General features: G+C 70.6%; 18 protein-coding genes and 1 pseudogene. 17 read left to right on the top strand and 2 right to left on the bottom strand.

What is annotated here, in order from left to right:
- Window positions 1-447: pseudogene (locus VEA62_RS11330) on the bottom strand (hypothetical protein); the annotation flags it as partial.
- A gap of 282 nt (window positions 448-729) precedes the next feature.
- Between VEA62_RS11330 and VEA62_RS11325 the strand changes: the two are divergent.
- From VEA62_RS11325 to VEA62_RS11300, 6 genes are read left to right on the top strand one after another with little or no spacing between them, the layout of a single operon-like run.
- Entirely contained in the window at window positions 730-1,821 is a 1,092-nt protein-coding gene (locus tag VEA62_RS11325; RefSeq protein ID WP_324821679.1) for an MBL fold metallo-hydrolase, read from the top strand.
- A complete protein-coding gene (locus VEA62_RS11320) occupies window positions 1,818-2,591 on the top strand; it encodes an enoyl-CoA hydratase (protein WP_324821677.1) in 774 nt (257 codons plus the stop codon). The genes VEA62_RS11325 and VEA62_RS11320 overlap by 4 nt, the downstream gene beginning before the upstream one ends.
- A gap of 34 nt (window positions 2,592-2,625) precedes the next feature.
- Window positions 2,626-3,114, top strand: coding sequence for an N-acetyltransferase (locus VEA62_RS11315; protein ID WP_324821675.1), 489 nt, complete (start codon window positions 2,626-2,628; stop codon window positions 3,112-3,114).
- A gap of 41 nt (window positions 3,115-3,155) precedes the next feature.
- Window positions 3,156-3,722, top strand: a complete 567-nt coding sequence (locus VEA62_RS11310; RefSeq protein ID WP_324821673.1) for a DUF1285 domain-containing protein — start codon at window positions 3,156-3,158, stop codon at window positions 3,720-3,722.
- Window positions 3,719-4,381, top strand: a complete 663-nt coding sequence (locus VEA62_RS11305) for a CoA pyrophosphatase (protein WP_324821671.1) — start codon at window positions 3,719-3,721, stop codon at window positions 4,379-4,381. The genes VEA62_RS11310 and VEA62_RS11305 overlap by 4 nt, the downstream gene beginning before the upstream one ends.
- Window positions 4,382-4,410: 29 nt before the next feature.
- Window positions 4,411-5,598, top strand: coding sequence for a CCA tRNA nucleotidyltransferase (locus VEA62_RS11300; RefSeq protein ID WP_324821669.1), 1,188 nt, complete (start codon window positions 4,411-4,413; stop codon window positions 5,596-5,598).
- Here VEA62_RS11300 and VEA62_RS11295 read toward each other — a convergent pair.
- Entirely contained in the window at window positions 5,579-6,505 is a 927-nt protein-coding gene (locus VEA62_RS11295; RefSeq protein WP_324821667.1) for an endonuclease/exonuclease/phosphatase family protein, read from the bottom strand. The genes VEA62_RS11300 and VEA62_RS11295 overlap by 20 nt on opposite strands.
- 103 nt (window positions 6,506-6,608) lie before the next feature.
- Between VEA62_RS11295 and VEA62_RS11290 the strand changes: the two genes are divergently transcribed.
- The 11 genes from VEA62_RS11290 (at window position 6,609) to VEA62_RS11240 (ending at window position 15,684) form a co-directional block, all read left to right on the top strand.
- Window positions 6,609-7,088 carry a DUF4112 domain-containing protein gene (locus VEA62_RS11290; protein WP_324821665.1) on the top strand — a complete coding sequence of 160 codons (480 nt, stop codon included), beginning with the start codon at window positions 6,609-6,611 and terminating at the stop codon, window positions 7,086-7,088.
- A gap of 159 nt (window positions 7,089-7,247) precedes the next feature.
- On the top strand, window positions 7,248-8,726 hold the full coding sequence (locus VEA62_RS11285) for a DUF2793 domain-containing protein (protein WP_324821663.1): 1,479 nt from the start codon (window positions 7,248-7,250) through the stop codon (window positions 8,724-8,726).
- Entirely contained in the window at window positions 8,723-8,887 is a 165-nt protein-coding gene (locus VEA62_RS11280; protein ID WP_324821661.1) for a hypothetical protein, read from the top strand. Before VEA62_RS11285 ends, VEA62_RS11280 begins: the two co-directional genes overlap by 4 nt.
- Window positions 8,884-9,156, top strand: coding sequence for a hypothetical protein (locus VEA62_RS11275; RefSeq protein WP_324821659.1), 273 nt, complete (start codon window positions 8,884-8,886; stop codon window positions 9,154-9,156). The genes VEA62_RS11280 and VEA62_RS11275 overlap by 4 nt, the downstream gene beginning before the upstream one ends.
- Window positions 9,156-9,539 carry a M15 family metallopeptidase gene (locus tag VEA62_RS11270; protein WP_324821658.1) on the top strand — a complete coding sequence of 128 codons (384 nt, stop codon included), beginning with the start codon at window positions 9,156-9,158 and terminating at the stop codon, window positions 9,537-9,539. The genes VEA62_RS11275 and VEA62_RS11270 overlap by 1 nt, the downstream gene beginning before the upstream one ends.
- Window positions 9,536-10,012 (top strand): hypothetical protein, encoded by a 477-nt coding sequence (locus VEA62_RS11265; protein WP_324821655.1) that lies wholly within the window; start codon window positions 9,536-9,538, stop codon window positions 10,010-10,012. The genes VEA62_RS11270 and VEA62_RS11265 overlap by 4 nt, the downstream gene beginning before the upstream one ends.
- Window positions 9,993-10,181, top strand: a complete 189-nt coding sequence (locus tag VEA62_RS11260; protein WP_324821653.1) for a hypothetical protein — start codon at window positions 9,993-9,995, stop codon at window positions 10,179-10,181. The genes VEA62_RS11265 and VEA62_RS11260 overlap by 20 nt, the downstream gene beginning before the upstream one ends.
- A gap of 297 nt (window positions 10,182-10,478) precedes the next feature.
- The gene (locus VEA62_RS11255; protein ID WP_324821651.1) at window positions 10,479-11,312 is read left to right on the top strand and encodes a flagellin; all 834 of its coding nucleotides are present in this window, start codon (window positions 10,479-10,481) and stop codon (window positions 11,310-11,312) included.
- A gap of 91 nt (window positions 11,313-11,403) precedes the next feature.
- The gene (locus VEA62_RS11250) at window positions 11,404-11,691 is read left to right on the top strand and encodes a flagellar protein FlaG (protein WP_324821649.1); all 288 of its coding nucleotides are present in this window, start codon (window positions 11,404-11,406) and stop codon (window positions 11,689-11,691) included.
- A gap of 132 nt (window positions 11,692-11,823) precedes the next feature.
- Window positions 11,824-12,660 carry a flagellin gene (locus VEA62_RS11245; RefSeq protein WP_324821647.1) on the top strand — a complete coding sequence of 279 codons (837 nt, stop codon included), beginning with the start codon at window positions 11,824-11,826 and terminating at the stop codon, window positions 12,658-12,660.
- Between the two features lie 267 nt (window positions 12,661-12,927).
- A complete protein-coding gene (locus VEA62_RS11240; protein WP_324821645.1) occupies window positions 12,928-15,684 on the top strand; it encodes a transcriptional regulator in 2,757 nt (918 codons plus the stop codon).
- Window positions 15,685-15,734: the final 50 nt, after the last annotated feature.

Below are 15,734 nucleotides of genomic sequence, written 5' to 3'. Positions count from 1 at the left end.
CGCCTGGTCGATCTCGCAGGTCACGCCGGACTGGCGGGCCCAGCCGCCGATCACGGCGAGGCTGTTCTGGTTGGCGGGCAGTTCGCACTGCGGCCCGCCGGCCACGGCGGCGAGTTCGAAGCAGGTGTAGGCTTGGGTCGGCGTCGAGGCGATCATCAGCTGGCCCGGCCCTTCGGCGCAGGCGGCCTCGTAGATCGGCGCTTCGTTGGGATCGACGCCCATGAGCGAGGCGTCAGTGACCTGGCACTCAAGTCCCGCCGATGCTGCCAAGTCCTGGGCCGCCCTGAGGATCTGGCCCCGCGAGGCGCTGCTGGGCGCCACCGCCTCACCGCGTTCGGCCCGACGCCGCCGCTCCGCCTGTCGGCGCTCTTCGTTGGTCTGGCGGTTGAGGCGCGAGCCGCTGGTGTTGTCACGGGTGATGGCTATTCCATTGGGGGGGTCGACCACGCTTCCCGGCGGAACGTTGCGAGCCCATTCGCCGGACCCGACGCCGGCTCCAGGTCCCAAGACCCCTTTTTGGGCGAAGGCCGGCCCGGCGGTGAAAAAAAGGGCGGCGCACATGCCAGCCAGCAAAGTGAACATCTTCCGATTGAGCATGGCGCCACTCCAGGATGTTTTTCTGATCGCCCACCTTTTGCCTTAATCACGGCCCGGTCAAGTCGAATGCGATGCTGGACGCACACGGCGGCTTCGGCGTATCTATGGGTTAAGTTTCGATTGGAGACGGACTTGGCCGACGGCGTCGCCTTGGTGGACGAGGACAGGGCGGCGCGCGAGGAGCGCGGCCTGGTCTATCCGTTCGGCGCCCCGCCCGGGGCGGGAAACGCAGTCGAGATCGCACCAGATGTCCTCTGGATGCGCCTGGCCATGCCGATCGCCCTGAACCACATCAATGTCTACGCCGTGCGCGACGGCGAGGGCTGGTCGCTCGTCGATACCGGGCTAGACCTGCAGGGCTCCCGGGAAGAATGGGAACGGTTGCTGGCTGGTTCTCTGGGCGGGGCGCCTGTGACCCGGGTGATCTGCACCCATATGCATCCCGACCATATAGGTCTGGCCGGCTGGTTATGTGATCGGTTCGCGGCGCCGCTGGTGATGACCCGGCTCGAATATGTCACGGCCCGGATGCTGGTTGCGGACACTGGTCGATCGGCCCCGGAGGACGGCGCCGTCTTCTATCGCCGCGCCGGCTGGGATGACGCCCAGGTGGAAGGTTACCGGAGCGGCTTCGGGCAGTTCGGGCGCTGGGTTTCCCCGATGCCGTCCAGCTTCCTCCGGATGCAGGAGGGCGATCGACTGTCGATCGGCGGGCGTGAGTGGCGGGTCGTGACAGGCCAGGGCCACAGTCCCGAACATGCCTGCCTGTGGCGCGAGTCCGACGGACTCGTGCTGGGCGGCGACCAGATCCTGCCGAAAATCTCGTCGAATGTGTCCGTCTGGCCGACCGAGCCGGACGCGGATCCGCTCGGGGACTGGCTGGAGTCGCTGGAGCGGATGAGATCGGTGTTTCCGGACGAGGTGCTGGTCCTGCCGTCGCACGGAGAGCCGTTCCGGGGGGTGCAGGCGCGGCTCGATGCGCTGATCCGGGGTCATGTGACGGCGCTGAAGCGGCTGGAGCGGACCCTGCGAACGCCAAGCCGGGCCGTCGACGTCTTTCCCGCCCTGTTCGCGCGTCCCGTCGGGGACGGCGTACGGGGCATGGCGACTGGCGAAAGCCTGGCTCACCTCAACTATCTGCTTCGGCGCGGGCGGGCGGCGCGCAGCCGCGATGCCGACGGTGTCGACTGGTGGACCGCAATCAGACAGGGACCAAGGGCGTGACCGATCATATCCACACGGGCCTTTCGGAAGGCGTACTGACCGTGACGCTGGCGCGGCCCGAGAAGAAGAACGCGATCACCCAGGCCATGTATGCGGCTCTGTCGGACGCCACGGAAGGGGCGCGAACCGATGAAGCGGTGCGGGTGCTGCTGTTCCGGAGCGAGGGCGACAGCTTCTCGGCCGGCAACGACATCGGCGATTTTATCGCCCTTGGTTCGCAGGGTCAGCAGCCGCTGGACATGTCGGTGTTCCGCTTCCTCAAGGCGCTGGCCGACCTCGACAAGCCGGCGGTGGCGGCGGTGCGGGGACGGGCGATCGGCATCGGACTGACGCTTCTGCTTCACTGCGACATGGTGGTGGTGGCCGAGGACGCCCTGCTGTCGGCGCCCTTCATCAATCTGGCCCTTGCGCCGGAAGCCGCGTCCTCAATGCTGCTGCCGGCCGCCATCGGGCACAGGCGCGCCTTCGAGATGTTCGCGCTCGGCGAGCCGATCGACGGCCGTACCGCGGTGGCCTGGGGTCTCGCCAACCGCGCCGTCCCGGCCGATCAGGTCGAAGCGACGGCCGCCGATCTGGCGGCGAAGCTGGCCGCCCGCGCGCCGAACTCCATCCGCAAGACCAAGCGGCTGATGCGCGACGCCGAGGCCCTGTGGGCGCTGATGCAGCGCGAGGGCGAGGCCTTCGGCAGCCAGATGTCGAGCCCGGAGGCGATGGAGGCTTTTATGGCCTTCAGTCAGAAGCGCGCGCCCGATTTCTCGAAATCCGGTTGATTCGGGAGCGCGCGGCCCTTAGGTGCGCGCGCCCATGTCATCCACGCCCGCTCTTTCCCCCGTTCCGCACATCGATGTGGAGAGCCCCGCCGACGCCCCCGCCGTTGAGGCTCTGGTGCTGGCCGCCTTTGGCCCGGGGCGCTACGCCAAGACGGCCGAACGGCTGAGAGAGCAGGCGAGGCGCGCCGTGGGGTTCGTGGTGCGCATCGACGGCCGGATCGTAGGCTCGGTGCGTCTCTGGGCGGTTTCCGTCGGCGGCGCGCCGGCGCTGTTTCTGGGGCCGATCGCCGTGGACGTCGAACACCGCAGCGCGGCCCTGGGGGCGGAGCTCGTGGCGCGCTGCCTGGAGTACGCCGCATCCGATGACGCCAAGGGCGTGCTTCTGGTCGGCGATCTCCCTTATTTCGGGCGCTTCGGATTCGTTCCGGCGCCGGATGTGAGGATGCCCGGGCCGGCGGATCAGCGAAGGGTTCTGTGGCGGGGCCCCCAACTCCCTCAAGGCCTCGTCCGGCCGCTTCGCTAGAAGGGGTTTGCCACCGCGCGCCCGACGCCTAAGTCTGGAGCATGGGCAACGCCGCCGACAACAAGACCGGACTGGCCGCCGTCGCCGCGGCGGCGACCCAGGCGCCGGGCAGGGGCCTGCCGCCGGTCCATCTGTGGAATCCCCCTCACTGTGGCGACATCGACATCGTCATTCGCCGCGACGGAACCTGGCTGCATGAGAACTCTCCCATCGGTCGGCCCGAACTGGTGCGGCTGTTCTCGACCGTGCTGCGCAAGGATCCCGAGGGCTACTGCCTGGTCACGCCCGTCGAGAAGCTGTCGATCCGGGTCGAGGACCTGCCGTTCCGCGCCGTGGCGGTGACCGAATTCGACGGTGCGCTGCGCTTCACCACCGACGTCGGCGACACGGTCGAGGCCGGGCCGGGGCATCCCATCCGGGTCGAGACCGATCCCGCGACCGGCGAGCCGTCGCCCGCCCTGCATGTCCGCGCCGACCTGTGGGCCCGCGTCGCCCGGCCGGTCTTCTACGAACTGGTCGACCGGGCCGAGGTCGAGGGCGGCCGGCTGGTGGTCCGCTCGGGCGCGGCGGCCTTCGCTCTCGGGCCGGTCGGGGCGGGCGTCGCATGAGCCTGGCCTCCCTGCGCGAGCGGCTGATTGAGCGGTTGGCCCCCGCCTCGACCTGGCGGCCGGACGGCGCGCCCGCCCGCTCGGACTTCGACCTCAACCCGGACGCGCCCCGGCCCCGCCGCACCCTGCGCCCGGCCGCCGTGCTGGTGCCGATCATCGCCCGGCCCGACGGGGCCACGGTGCTGATGACCCGCCGTTCCGACAGCCTGGCCAGCCACACCGGTCAGATCGCCTTTCCCGGCGGCCGCCTCGACCCCGGCGAGACGGCCGGGCAGGCCGCCCTGCGCGAAGCCTGGGAAGAGGTGGCCCTGGACCCTTCCGCGGTCGAGGTGCTGGGCGTCGGCGACGGCTACGAGACGGTGACCGGCTTCATGGTCACGCCCGTGGTCGGGTGGCTGGCCGAGCCGCCCGTGGTGTCGCCGTCCCCTGACGAGGTCGCCGAGGTGTTCGAGGCCCCGTGGGACTTCCTGATGGATCCCGCCAACCACCGCCGCGAATTTCACGATCCGGAAAGCGGCCCGCGCCGCTGGTTCTGGGCCATGCCGTGGCGGGAGCGCTATATCTGGGGCGCGACCGCCGCCATCGTGCGGGCGCTGCGCGGCCGCCTCTATGGCGACGAGGCCGAGCCCGCCGCCGCCGTCGACGAGGACGCCGCGTGATCCTCCGCCTGACAGACCAGCCATGGCTGATGGCCCCCGCGACACGCGCGGTGATGGCGGCGCTCGAGGCCGCCGGCGGCCCCGGCTGCGCCCGATTCGTCGGCGGCTGCGTGCGCAACGCCCTGATCGGCCAGCCGGTCGCCGACGTCGACATCGCCACCACCCTCAAGCCGGAAGAGACGGAGCGCGCCATCCGCGCCGCCGGGCTGAAGGCCGTGCCCACCGGCATCGCCCACGGCACTGTCACGGCCGTGGCCGAGCGCCGGCCGTTCGAGATCACCACCCTGCGCCGCGACGTCTCCACCGATGGCCGCAACGCCACCGTGGCCTTCACCGACGACTGGGCCGAGGACGCCGCCCGCCGCGATTTCCGGCTCAACGCCCTCTACGCCGACGCGGACGGCCATGTGTTCGATCCGACCGGCGAGGGCGTGGCCGACTGCCGGGCCGGGCGCATCGTCTTCGTCGGCGACCCTGAGACCCGCATCCGCGAGGACTTCCTGCGCATCCTGCGCTTCTTCCGCTTCCACGCCTGGTATGGGCGAGACGAGCCGGATCCGGCCGCGCTGGCCGCCTGCCGCACCCTCGCGCCCGGGATGACGCGGCTGTCGGCGGAGCGGGTCTCAAGCGAGCTGATGAAGCTGTTGGCCGCCCCGGACCCCCGCGCCGCCATGGCGGCCATGGCCGGGGCCGGGGTGCTGGCCCAGGTCCTGCGGGAGGCGCAGCTGTCGCGGCTGTTCGAGGCCGCGGTCGCGCAGGGCGCCGATCCGCTGGTCCGGCTGATGGTGCTGCTTCCCCCCGACGAAGCCGTGGTCAGGGCGGCCGCCACCCGGCTGCGCCTCGCCAACGCTGTGCGCGACCGGCTGGCCTTCGCCGCCCGGGCGGTTCCCGCGATCAACCTGTCCATGAGCGACCGCGAGGCGCGTGCTGCGCTCTATCATCACGGCGCGACGGCCTTCTCCGACGCGGTGCGCCGCCACTGGGCCGAAACGCCCCACCGGTCGTCCGAGGCCCGCCGCCTGCTGTCGCTGGCGGAGACCTGGACACGTCCTCCACTGCCCGTGGGGGGGCGCGACCTCGCGCGCCTGGGCGTGGCGCCGGGGCCTGAGACCGGCCGCCTTCTGAAGGCGTTCGAGGCGGGCTGGATCGCCGACGACTTCCCTGCAACGGGGCATGCCGAACGGCTTCAGGCGCTCGTCAGTCCGCCGCGCGGGTGAACTCCGTCACCACGGGGCGGTGATCGGAGCCGGTGGGCCGTCCCAGGCGGCGGGCGACGAAAGCGAGCTCGGGCGAGGCGTAGACCTGATCGATGGTCATACCCAGCGGCGCCGGCAGATCGGTCGGCCAGGTGCCGGGAAAGCCCGGGGCCGGATGAAGCCCGAGGTCGCGCCGGACCTGCTTGCCGATACGGGCGCTGGACACGCTGTTGAAGTCTCCGGCCACGACGACGGGCCCGTCGAGGCCCTCGACCACGCCCTGCAGGGCCATGGTCTGGCTGATCTGGCCCCACTGCTCCTGGAACGGCCAGGGCCGGGTCAGGTGCACGCCGACGACGTTCAGCGGCCCCAGCGGCGTCCGCGCCACCGCCGCCACCGCGTGCAAGCCGTCCGGCGGATCGTCCAGGGCGGTCAGCGGATAGCGCGAGCCGATCACCGACCGTGACGGGCCCCGCGTCTGATCCATGCGCATCGAGGCGGCGCGGTGAGGATATCCTTCGAGCACCTCGTCGATCCGTGCCGCGGCGTCGCGTCCCAGCTCGATCAGCACCACCACATCGGCGTCGGCGGCCTCGATCGAGCCGCGGATCGCAGCCACATCGTCATTCAGGTAATAGAGGTTGGCGGAATAGAGCCGCACGATCGGCGCCTCCGCTTCCGGCCTGGGACCGCCCGGAAACCACTGCGGGGCCGCCGCCATCATCAGGACGGCGCAGGCCGCCAGCCCGTGCAGCGCCGCCACCCGCAGCCGCGTCAGCGCCAGTCCGACGGTCAGCACAGCCGTGGCGATCAGCGCCGGGGCGGTGAACTGGGCGAGGATGTCGAACCAGCGGTGGCCGATCCCGCTGAGGGCCACGACCGCCACGCCCAGCGGAACCGCGAGCGCCAGTCGGGCCAGCCAGTCCAATGCGCCCCTCGGGGCCCACCACCCACCCCGGCGGGACCTGACTTGCGTTTCGTGGTGAACGGGGGTCGTCATGGCGCGTTACGGTCTCGCTTCGGAGGGTGGCATGGCCAGACGGACCATCGGCGATATCGAGAAAATCTGGACCAATGTCGAGGGCGTGAAGAAGCTCTCCGACCGCGCCGTCGGCATCGGCCCCTTCGGCATCGGCCTCGACGGTCTGCTGACCTGGGTTCCGGTGGTGGGCACGGTCTACAGCGTGGGCGCGGCCGGCTGGCTGCTGGTTCAGGCCGCGCGGGTGAAGGCCTCGCCGACGACCGTGGCCCGGATGCTCGCCTATCTGGGCCTCGACAGCCTCACCACCATGGTTGGCGAGGTGCCGTTCCTCGACTTCGTGCCCAGCGTCGTCGACGTTCTGTTCCCGGGACACCTGATGGCTGCCAGGGCGCTGCAGAAGGACATCGAGACGACCCACTGGGTCGAGGCCAGCGAGCGCGAGGCGAAGGCCTCGGGGGCGCACGAACGCCATGTCGCGGAGATGCGGGCAAAAGGCGGCCTCCGGCGGGTCGCCTATCTGCACGACTGAACGCGGATATCGACTGCTACCTTTTCGGGCTCTGTCTCCATACTTCGCGGATCCATGTGGTTGATTCCGCAGGCCTTGTCTCGCGCGCCAGCGTCATGAGCCCGCCATAGCAGCGGACGGCCGCAGACTGTTCTCCGACAGAGTTTCGGAGACATTCGGATGAGCGACGACCAGACCGCCCGCCTCGGCCTTCCCTATCTGGCGGCGGGCCAGATGCAGAAGCATGTGACGCTGAACGAGGCCCTGACCCGGCTCGACGCCCTGGTCCAGCCCGCCGTACTCAGCCGCTCGCAGCAGGCCCAGCCGGCCGCTCCGCCCGACGGCGCCCTCTACATCCTGCCGCCGGACGCGACCGGCGACGCCTGGACCGGCAAGGCCGAGGGCGCGTTGATGCGGGCCGAGGCCGGCGGCTGGAGCGTGATCGAGGCGCCTGACGGGCTGGTCGTGCTGGTCGCCGACGCCGATGAACTGGTGGTGCGGCACGGCGGCGCCTGGGTCGCGCTCGGGACGCGCCTCGAGGCGGTCCAGAACCTGAACCGGCTCGGCCTCGGAACCTCGGCCGACGCGGTCAACCCGTTCGCAGCCCGACTGAACAAGGCCCTGTGGACGGCGCGCACCCTCGGCGACGGCGGCGACGGCGACCTGCGCCTGACGTTCAACAAGGAAGGTGCCGCCGACGTCCTGTCCCTGCTGTTCCAGAGCGGATACGGCGGTCGCGCCGAACTCGGCCTGATTGGCGACGACGACCTGAGGCTGAAGGTCAGCACCGATGGCTCGACCTGGCGGGACGTCTGGTCGGTTGACCGCGCCTCGGGCCGGGTCAGCTTCGACCTCGGTGCGACCCGGCGGACGGTGACGGTCCTGACCGCCGGCGGGGGCTACGCCGTGCCGCCCTGGGCCCGGACGATCGAGGCCATCGCCATCGGAGCCGGCGCCGGGGGCGGAGCGGGCGCTTTCGGAGCGTCCGGCTCCCGCTTCGGCGGCGGGGGAGGCGGGGCGGGCGGCGTCAGCCGCGCGGTCTGGCCGGCCGACCAGCTTCCGGCCTCCCTCACTGTCGTCGTCGGAGCGGGTGGAGCCGGCGGCGTGGGCTCGGCCGGCTCCTCCGGCAACGGCTCGGCGGTCTACTCCGGCTCCACCCCGCTGCTGATCGCCACCGGGGGCGGCGGAGGCGGATTGGGCGGCGCTGTCAGCGGAACCGCCGGAGCGGGCGGCGCGGGCGCGCCTAACTCAAATGGCGGCGGCGCCTCCAGCGTCGCGGCTGCTGGCGCGGCGGGCAAGAGCTTCGACAGGCCGGACGCGCCCGGCGGCGGCGGGGCCGGCGGCGGTCTCGACGGCGCGGGAGCGGCCCGCCCGGGCGGCGCCGGCGGCGACGGCGCAGCCTTGGCGGTCAAGGCCGTCGGGGGCGCCGCAGGCTCGGGCGCGTCGGGCGGAGCCGGCGCGGTCGCCCCCCAACCGGGGCTCTACTGGGCGGGCGGCGGGGGCGGCGGCGGCGGAGCCGTCACGTCCGGCGCAGGGCACGACGGCGGCGCCGGCGGTTTGGCCGGGGCCGGTGGTGGAGGCGGCGGCGCGGGGGTGACGGCTGGCGGCGTGGGCGGGGCCGGCGCGGGCGGCCTGGTCTGGCTGATCGCGCAGGGATGACCGCCATGTCCCGACCCTATGACGATCCCGATGACACGCTTCTCGAACGGGAGGCCTGGGAGGCTCCGTGGCACATGTCTGCGGACGACCTCTACCTCGAGGCCGGCGCCGACCGGCGCGGCGGCCGGGGGCCCATCGCCGACCGGGAGGATGATCGATGACCCGGTCCACAGACCGCCCTTCCGGCGCGCCGCCATTGGCCGAGGGTCGCTGGCTTTGGCGGCGACTGTATGTGTTCGCCAGCACCGGCGCGGCCTGGCTGCTGCTGGACCGCCTGATCGCCCTGACGCCGCCCGAGGCCGCGCTTCCGCTGGCCCGGGGGCTGATGGCGCTGCTGGCCCTGACCATGATCCTCTATCTGGTCGCGCCGACGGCCCAGCAGCTGATCGCCAGCCTGCGCGTGCTTCGGCCTGACGGGGAGGGACGCTGATGGGCTTCCGCCTCTCCGAGCGCTCGCTGAGGCGGCTGGACGGGGTTCATCCCCGCCTGGTCGCCCTGGCGCGCGAGGCCGTGGCGCTCAGCCCGGTCGACTTCATGGTCACTGAAGGGCTGAGGACGCCTCAGCGCCAGGCGGCGCTGGTGCGCGCCGGCGCCAGCCGCACGAAACACTCCCGACATCTCACGGGACACGCCATCGACGTCGCCGCGATGGTCGACGGGCAGGTGCGCTGGGACTGGCCCCTGTATCCGCGCATCGCCGCGGCTTTCAAGGCGGCCGCGGCCCGGCAAGGCACCGCCATCGTCTGGGGCGGGGACTGGGCGAGCTTGCGAGACGGCCCGCATTTCGAGCTCGACCGGAAGGTGTTCCCGTGAAGAGTCCGTCGATCCTGAGGAGTCTGGCGCTCGTCGGCTGGGGCCCGATGGGCCGGGTGCTGTGCCTCGTGGCGCTCGCCGTGGCGGTCGTCGCGCTCGCCCATGGTCTCGGCCTGCGCTGGGATCCGTTCGGCCTCGCCGAACGGCGCCTGCGGGCGGCCGAGGCCCGGGCCGCGGCGTCCGCCTCGGACGCGTTCGCCCGCCGGCTCGAAGCGGAGGGGCTGGCCGGTCAGGCCCGCCGTCTCGACCAGTCCCATCAACAGACCGTGGCCGTCGAGCGGGTGACCGCCGAGACCACGGCCCAGGCCCGGAGCGCCCACGATGCATCGACCCCGCTGGATCCGGCTCGCGCCGATCGCCTTCTCCGCCATGATCGCGAGCTGTGCCGGCTCGCTCCCGCCGTCTGTCCTTCCGCCGCGCCTGGATCTGCCGCAGGCGGCGATCCGGCCGTGCGTGCTGGACCGCCTGCCTGAGGCGCCCGCCGAGGGCGATCTCGAGGTCGCCTACGTCGCCCGGGGCGCCGCGCTGGTCGCCTGCGAGACCGCCCGCGAACTCGCGGTCGAGACCCTGCTGGCCGAACGGGCGCTGCAGGATCGCTGGCGCGAGGCGCCGCCGACTCGCCGCCGCCCGTGGCCGTGGTGATGGCCGACCAGCCCGCGGATTCTGGCGTTGTCTGGCACTGTTGGCACTCCGAAACCGGAAACAGTGCCAAAGCCCGGGTGCAACTTGTGCCGGGTGGGCAGGCAGTTCCTGCCGGGCTCCCGGCAAAACCTGCCGGGCGGCCGACGTGCTTAACAAGAACTACCGCAGCAAAATCAACGAACGGCGCCTTGGCACGGCCCGACCCGGACTGGTCCCGTCCTTGCTGCGGATACGTCCGAGCAGAATGCTCCCGGCAGCCAAAACGGCGTCGGACACCATGAAGAAGGACTACGTGTCATGGCGCTGAACAGCGTGAACACGAACGTGGGCGCAATGATCGCCCTCCAGAACCTGCAAGTTACGAACAACGAACTCAGCACGGTTCAAAATCGCATCAACACCGGCAAGATCGTCTCGTCCGCCAAGGACAACGGCGCCATCTACGCCATCGCTCAGGGACAGCGCGCCGAAATCGGCGCCCTGAACGCGGTCAAGGACAGCCTGAACCGCGGCCAATCGGCCCTGGACGTCGCCCTCTCGGCTGGCGAGTCGGTCTCCGACCTGCTCAGCCAGATGAAGGAAAAGGCCCTCGCGGCCACCGACAAGAGCCTGACGACCTCGGCTCGCTCGGCCCTGAACGAAGACTTCAAGGCCATCCGCGACCAGATCGCCACCGTCGTCTCGAACGCCAAATTCAATGGCGTGAACCTGCTCGACAACTCGACCACGACCAACGGCTACAAGGCCCTGGCCAACACGACCGGCACCACCATCAAGGCCGCGGGTGAAAACCTGTCGCTGGGCGGCGCCAACGTGACGGTCACCGCGACCACCACCATCGGCACCTCGACCCTGGCCACCACGGCCCTGGGTCTGGTCAACGCTTCGATCGACAAGGTTTCGGCCTCCCTGGCTCGCCTGGGCACCGGCTCCAAGTCGTTCGCGACCCACCTGACCTTCGTGGGCAAGCTGCAAGACACCATCGAAGCCGGCGTCGGCAACATGGTCGATGCCGATCTGGCCAAGGAAAGCGCCCGACTGCAGTCCCTGCAAACCAAGCAACAGCTGGGTGTGCAGGCGCTGTCGATCGCCAACTCCTCGACCTCCATCCTGCTCGGACTGTTCCGCTAAGGATCGACCGGAAGGGCGGGGCCTAGCGGCCCCGCCCGACCGATCCGGGCCGCCCCACGGAGACGTCGGCTGAACGCCGGCGTAAGGAGAGATGCACAGCAATGCCAGGATAGACCCGATCGGCGCTCTCGCCGTTCAGCCCGCCGCCGCGTCCACCGCAGGCGGCGATTTCCACGATTCCAGGTTCGCGCAGGAGGCCGAACAGGCCGCCCGCTACCGCCTGGTCATCGAGGAGGGGCCGAACTCGGGTTCCTTCATCTACAAGACGCTGGACCGGATCACCGGCGAAGTCGTCAAGCAGTTGCCCCGCGAACAGGTCGTCGACCTGATGCGGGCAGCCCAGTACAGCGCCGGCTCGGTGATCGACACCAAGGCCTGACGTCACAGCGTATCCGCAAGACCCCCGCCGCGCAGGAGCGATCCGCGCGGTAAAAATGCGTGGTTAGCGGCCGTTAACCATGTGTGCACCGTTCGCCCCCTAGCCTTGGCCAAACCTGAAAGGCCGAGTCGGATGACGAACAGCGTCCATACCAACACTTCCGCCGCGATCGCGCTGCAGAACCTGACGCGTACGAACGACCGTCTGGGCGATGTGCAGAGCCGCATCTCGACCGGCCTGAAGGTTCAGGGCGCCAAGGACAACGCCGCCATCTGGGCCATCGCCCAGCAGCAGCGGGCCGACGTCGGCGCCCTCAACGCGGTCAAGCAAAGCCTCGACAGGGCCACCTCGATCGCCGACGTCGCCCTGTCGGCCGGCGAATCGGTTTCCGACCTGCTGAACCAGCTCAAGGAAAAGGTCGTCGCGGCGAAGGACACATCGCTCAAGACCCAGTCGCGCGAGCTGCTCGACGCCGACTTCAAGGCCCTGCTCAAGGCCATCGCCTCGGCCGTGGACAACGCGACCTTCGACGGCGGCAACATCCTCAATGGTTCGCTGACGACGGGGATCCGGTTCCTCGCCAACGCCGACGCCAGCTCGTTCGTCACCCTCTCGGCCAAGGATCTGAGCCTCGGCGGCGCCATCATCGAGCTGTCGATGTCGGACAGCCTGCTGACGTTGACCGGCGCGACCCAGGCCCTGAACCGGCTCGACGACTCGATCACCCAGCTGAACGCCTCGCTTGGCGAGATCGGCGCCCAGGCCAAGCAGATCGAGGCGCACCAGAGCTTCGTCACCAAGCTGGTCGACACGCTGGAATCGGGGATCGGCAATCTGGTCGACGCCGACCTCGCCAAGGAAAGCGCCCGACTTCAGGCCCTGCAGGTCCAGCAGCAGCTGGGCGCGCAGTCGCTGTCGATCGCCAACCAGGCGCCGCAGATCATCCTGTCGCTGTTCCGGGGCGGCTAGGGGATCAGAACCGCCCGGCCCCCGAGCGGCCGATATAGACGGGCGCGGGCCGCCGCCGCTGGGCGCGATGGCCGAATCCGTACAGGGCGAGCAACGATCTCAGGGTTTCGACGAAGGCAGACATGACGCACGTCTCCTGCTTCAACGGCGAGGGCTCAACCGTCGCCGTCGGCCATTGTTCCCTGAGTCGTGTTCGGAGTCGCTCCGGCCCCGGACGTTAAGGCCTCGTTACGCTCAAGCCGTCACACTGGCGGGCGGGAGCGCCCTTTGATCAGCAACAGCTATCTTCTCGGCCTGTTCGGCGGTACCGCGCCTCTTGCGCTGGACACGACGACGGCCGCCGCCCTGGGCCAGGCCGCGCGCAAGCAACCGACCCCGCCATGGTCGACCAGTGTGGAGCCGCCGAAGCCGGACGCCCTCGTCCGTGCGGCCCTCGGCGGCCGGAAATTCATCAACGAAGACGCCGCCCAGCTCGATATCAAGTCGGCGTCGGCCGACTACCGCAAGCTCTTCGCCCTGTATCAGGGGCTGGACACGCTGAACGCCCTCGTCAACCGGTCGGCGACCAAGGGAATCAGCAGCCTTGAGCTGACGCAACTGACCAAGCGCTTCACCTCCGGCCTGACCGAGATCGGTTCGTGGCTGTCGAGCTCGGAGTTCGAAGCCATCCGCATGGTGCAGGGCGCCTCGAAGATGACCAGCAAGACCACGGCCGCCGTGCCGCGGGACAGCGCCCGCTCCATCACCGGCCCGATCCACGAGGGCTCGGTCGACACGCCCGTGGCCGCCTTTCAGGGCGATACCCGCTTCAGCATCACCATCAAGGTGCCCGTGGGCGTGACGGACTCCCAGACCACGACGGTGCCGATCGACCTCGCCGACATGGGAGCCACCCCGCGCACGCTCGACAACGTCCTCACCCACATCAACGGCAAGCTCGAGGCCGCCGGCTTCCAGACCCGTCTCGGCCGCGAGCAGATCAAGGCCGAGGCGAAGACGATCCAGGTCAACGGCAAGGCTGTGACCCTGCCGGCCGGCCCGGACCGATGGGCGCTGGCCGTTCGTGGCACATCGACCGAGACCGTGGGCTTTGCGGCCCCGGAGGCGTCGGACGCCGTCTACGTCGTGCAGTCGTCCGGGACGGCCGGCGGGACCCAGCTGCTCAAGTTCCAGAGCGACGTCGGCACGGCGGCCCCGCCCACGGGCGGCGGCGTGGGCGAGACCCGGTGGGTCGACGGTCGCCTGTCGCAGGACGCCTTGCCGGAAGGGGTCGAGAATGTCCGGGCCAGCGCCGTCGGCCCCGATGGCTCGCTGTGGATCGTGGCTGACGTCACGGCCGGACCCGACACCCAGCCGATCAAGGGCGTCCAGGATGTGGCCCTGATGAAGTACGACTCCGCCGGTCGGTTGGTGGCTACCCGCACGCTCGGCGCGGCCTCGACCGCCAGCGGCTACGCCCTCGCCATCAACGCCAATGGAGAGGTCGCCGTAGCCGGCTCGGTCACTGGGGCGCTCAACACCACGACCACGGACGCGGGAAAGACCGGCGATGTCGCCGACGTGGCGGACAGCTTCGTCACCGTATTCGACAAGGACGGCCAGGAGGTCTGGACGCAACGGCGAGGGGCCCGCGCCGCCGACGAAGCCACCTCTGTCAGCTTCGGCGCCGACGGAACGGTCTATATCGGCGGCCGCGCCAAATCGGCCGTGACGGGCGCCGCCGCCGTCGGCGGCTGGGACGGCTATGTCCAGGCGTTCAAGGCGGGAGAGCCCTATCCCACTGCTGGCATCGTCTCCAGGGCGACGGCCACGAGCCAGTTCGGGACCGTCAGCGACGACAGCGTCGACGCCATGACCGTGGACGGCTCCAACCTCTACACCGCGGGCGTCGAGAACGGCCGCGCGGTGGTCCGCCACTTCACCCTCGACGCCGGCGGCGTGCCGACCCTGGCGTCGACCCGGGACCTCGGGACGATCAGCGGCGACATCGCCGGCCTGTCAGTATCAGGCGGCAGGGTCATCGTGACCGGCACGAGCCGCGACAGCGGCCTGTCGGCGGGGACCGTGACCACCGGCCACTCCGGCGGCAAGGACGTCTTCGTCGCGACCCTGTCGGGCGACCTCACGGCCTCGGCCGCCGACCGGACGACCTGGTACGGCGGGGCGGGCGACGACAGCGCCGCCGACGTCAAGGTTCACGACGGCAAGGTCTGGATCACCGGAATCGCAGACCGCGATCCGGCGGCGGACAAGGACGATCCCACGCGGGGATATCTGGTGCGACTGGATCCGCTCACCGGGGTCGTCGAGTACGAGAAGACCTGGTCGGGCGATGGTGACCAGGCCAGCCCGCTGACCCTCGCGGTGGCGTCGGGCGGCGCCACCGTGCTGGACCGGCTGGGCCTTCCCAATGGCGAGATTGACCAGAGCGATTCGAAGCGCTTGGTGGACGCGACTTCGCTGAGGGTCGGCGACCGCTTCTACATCAGCCCGGCCGACGGCGGACGGTCCGTCCCGGTCACCATCGCCGCCAAGGACACGCTGGCCACCCTGGCCCGAAAGATCGAGATCGCCTCCAACGGCAAGCTGAAGGTGACGGTGGCGTCCGAAGGGGGCTCGGTGACCGGCAAGGACGGCGAGATCACCACGACGACCGGCGGCTTCCAGCGCCTGTCGATCATGGCGCGCGACGGCAAGTCGGGCGCCGTGCTGACGTCGGGCGAGACGGGCCGCGACGCCTTGGCGGGTCTCGGCCTTTCGTCGGGATATATCGGGGCTTCGGTGGGCGACGACATTCGCAAGACCTTCGGTCTCGACCTGCCGGCCGGCCTCCGGCTGGGCGACGCCGCATTGGCCAGGACCGCCGGCGAACGCATCCAGGCGGCGATGAAGGCGGTGCGCGACGCCTACCGGTCGCTGGACCCCGCCACCAGCGCCGCGGCGGCCGCCAATGGCCCGGTCCCCGCCTATCTGACCAACCAGCTGGCCAACTATCAGGCGGCCCTGGCCCGGCTGGGCGGATAGGGCTGCATCCCGGACGAAGGCCGTTGACGCGGCATGGCCCGGCGGGGTTA

Origin of the sequence: Brevundimonas sp. (genome assembly GCF_035627475.1) — a bacterium.
GTDB lineage: Bacteria > Pseudomonadota > Alphaproteobacteria > Caulobacterales > Caulobacteraceae > Brevundimonas.
This window is presented reverse-complemented; position numbering and strand designations above follow the sequence as displayed.

Coding starts and splice junctions, on each gene's coding strand:
- VEA62_RS11315 (WP_324821675.1), top strand. CDS start 2,626: ATGTCATCCACGCCCGCTCTTTCCCCCGTTCCGCACATCGATGTGGAG.
- VEA62_RS11310 (WP_324821673.1), top strand. CDS start 3,156: ATGGGCAACGCCGCCGACAACAAGACCGGACTGGCCGCCGTCGCCGCG.
- VEA62_RS11305 (WP_324821671.1), top strand. CDS start 3,719: ATGAGCCTGGCCTCCCTGCGCGAGCGGCTGATTGAGCGGTTGGCCCCC.
- VEA62_RS11300 (WP_324821669.1), top strand. CDS start 4,411: ATGGCCCCCGCGACACGCGCGGTGATGGCGGCGCTCGAGGCCGCCGGC.
- VEA62_RS11290 (WP_324821665.1), top strand. CDS start 6,609: ATGGCCAGACGGACCATCGGCGATATCGAGAAAATCTGGACCAATGTC.
- VEA62_RS11285 (WP_324821663.1), top strand. CDS start 7,248: ATGAGCGACGACCAGACCGCCCGCCTCGGCCTTCCCTATCTGGCGGCG.
- VEA62_RS11280 (WP_324821661.1), top strand. CDS start 8,723: ATGACCGCCATGTCCCGACCCTATGACGATCCCGATGACACGCTTCTC.
- VEA62_RS11275 (WP_324821659.1), top strand. CDS start 8,884: ATGACCCGGTCCACAGACCGCCCTTCCGGCGCGCCGCCATTGGCCGAG.
- VEA62_RS11270 (WP_324821658.1), top strand. CDS start 9,156: ATGGGCTTCCGCCTCTCCGAGCGCTCGCTGAGGCGGCTGGACGGGGTT.
- VEA62_RS11255 (WP_324821651.1), top strand. CDS start 10,479: ATGGCGCTGAACAGCGTGAACACGAACGTGGGCGCAATGATCGCCCTC.
- VEA62_RS11250 (WP_324821649.1), top strand. CDS start 11,404: ATGCACAGCAATGCCAGGATAGACCCGATCGGCGCTCTCGCCGTTCAG.
- VEA62_RS11245 (WP_324821647.1), top strand. CDS start 11,824: ATGACGAACAGCGTCCATACCAACACTTCCGCCGCGATCGCGCTGCAG.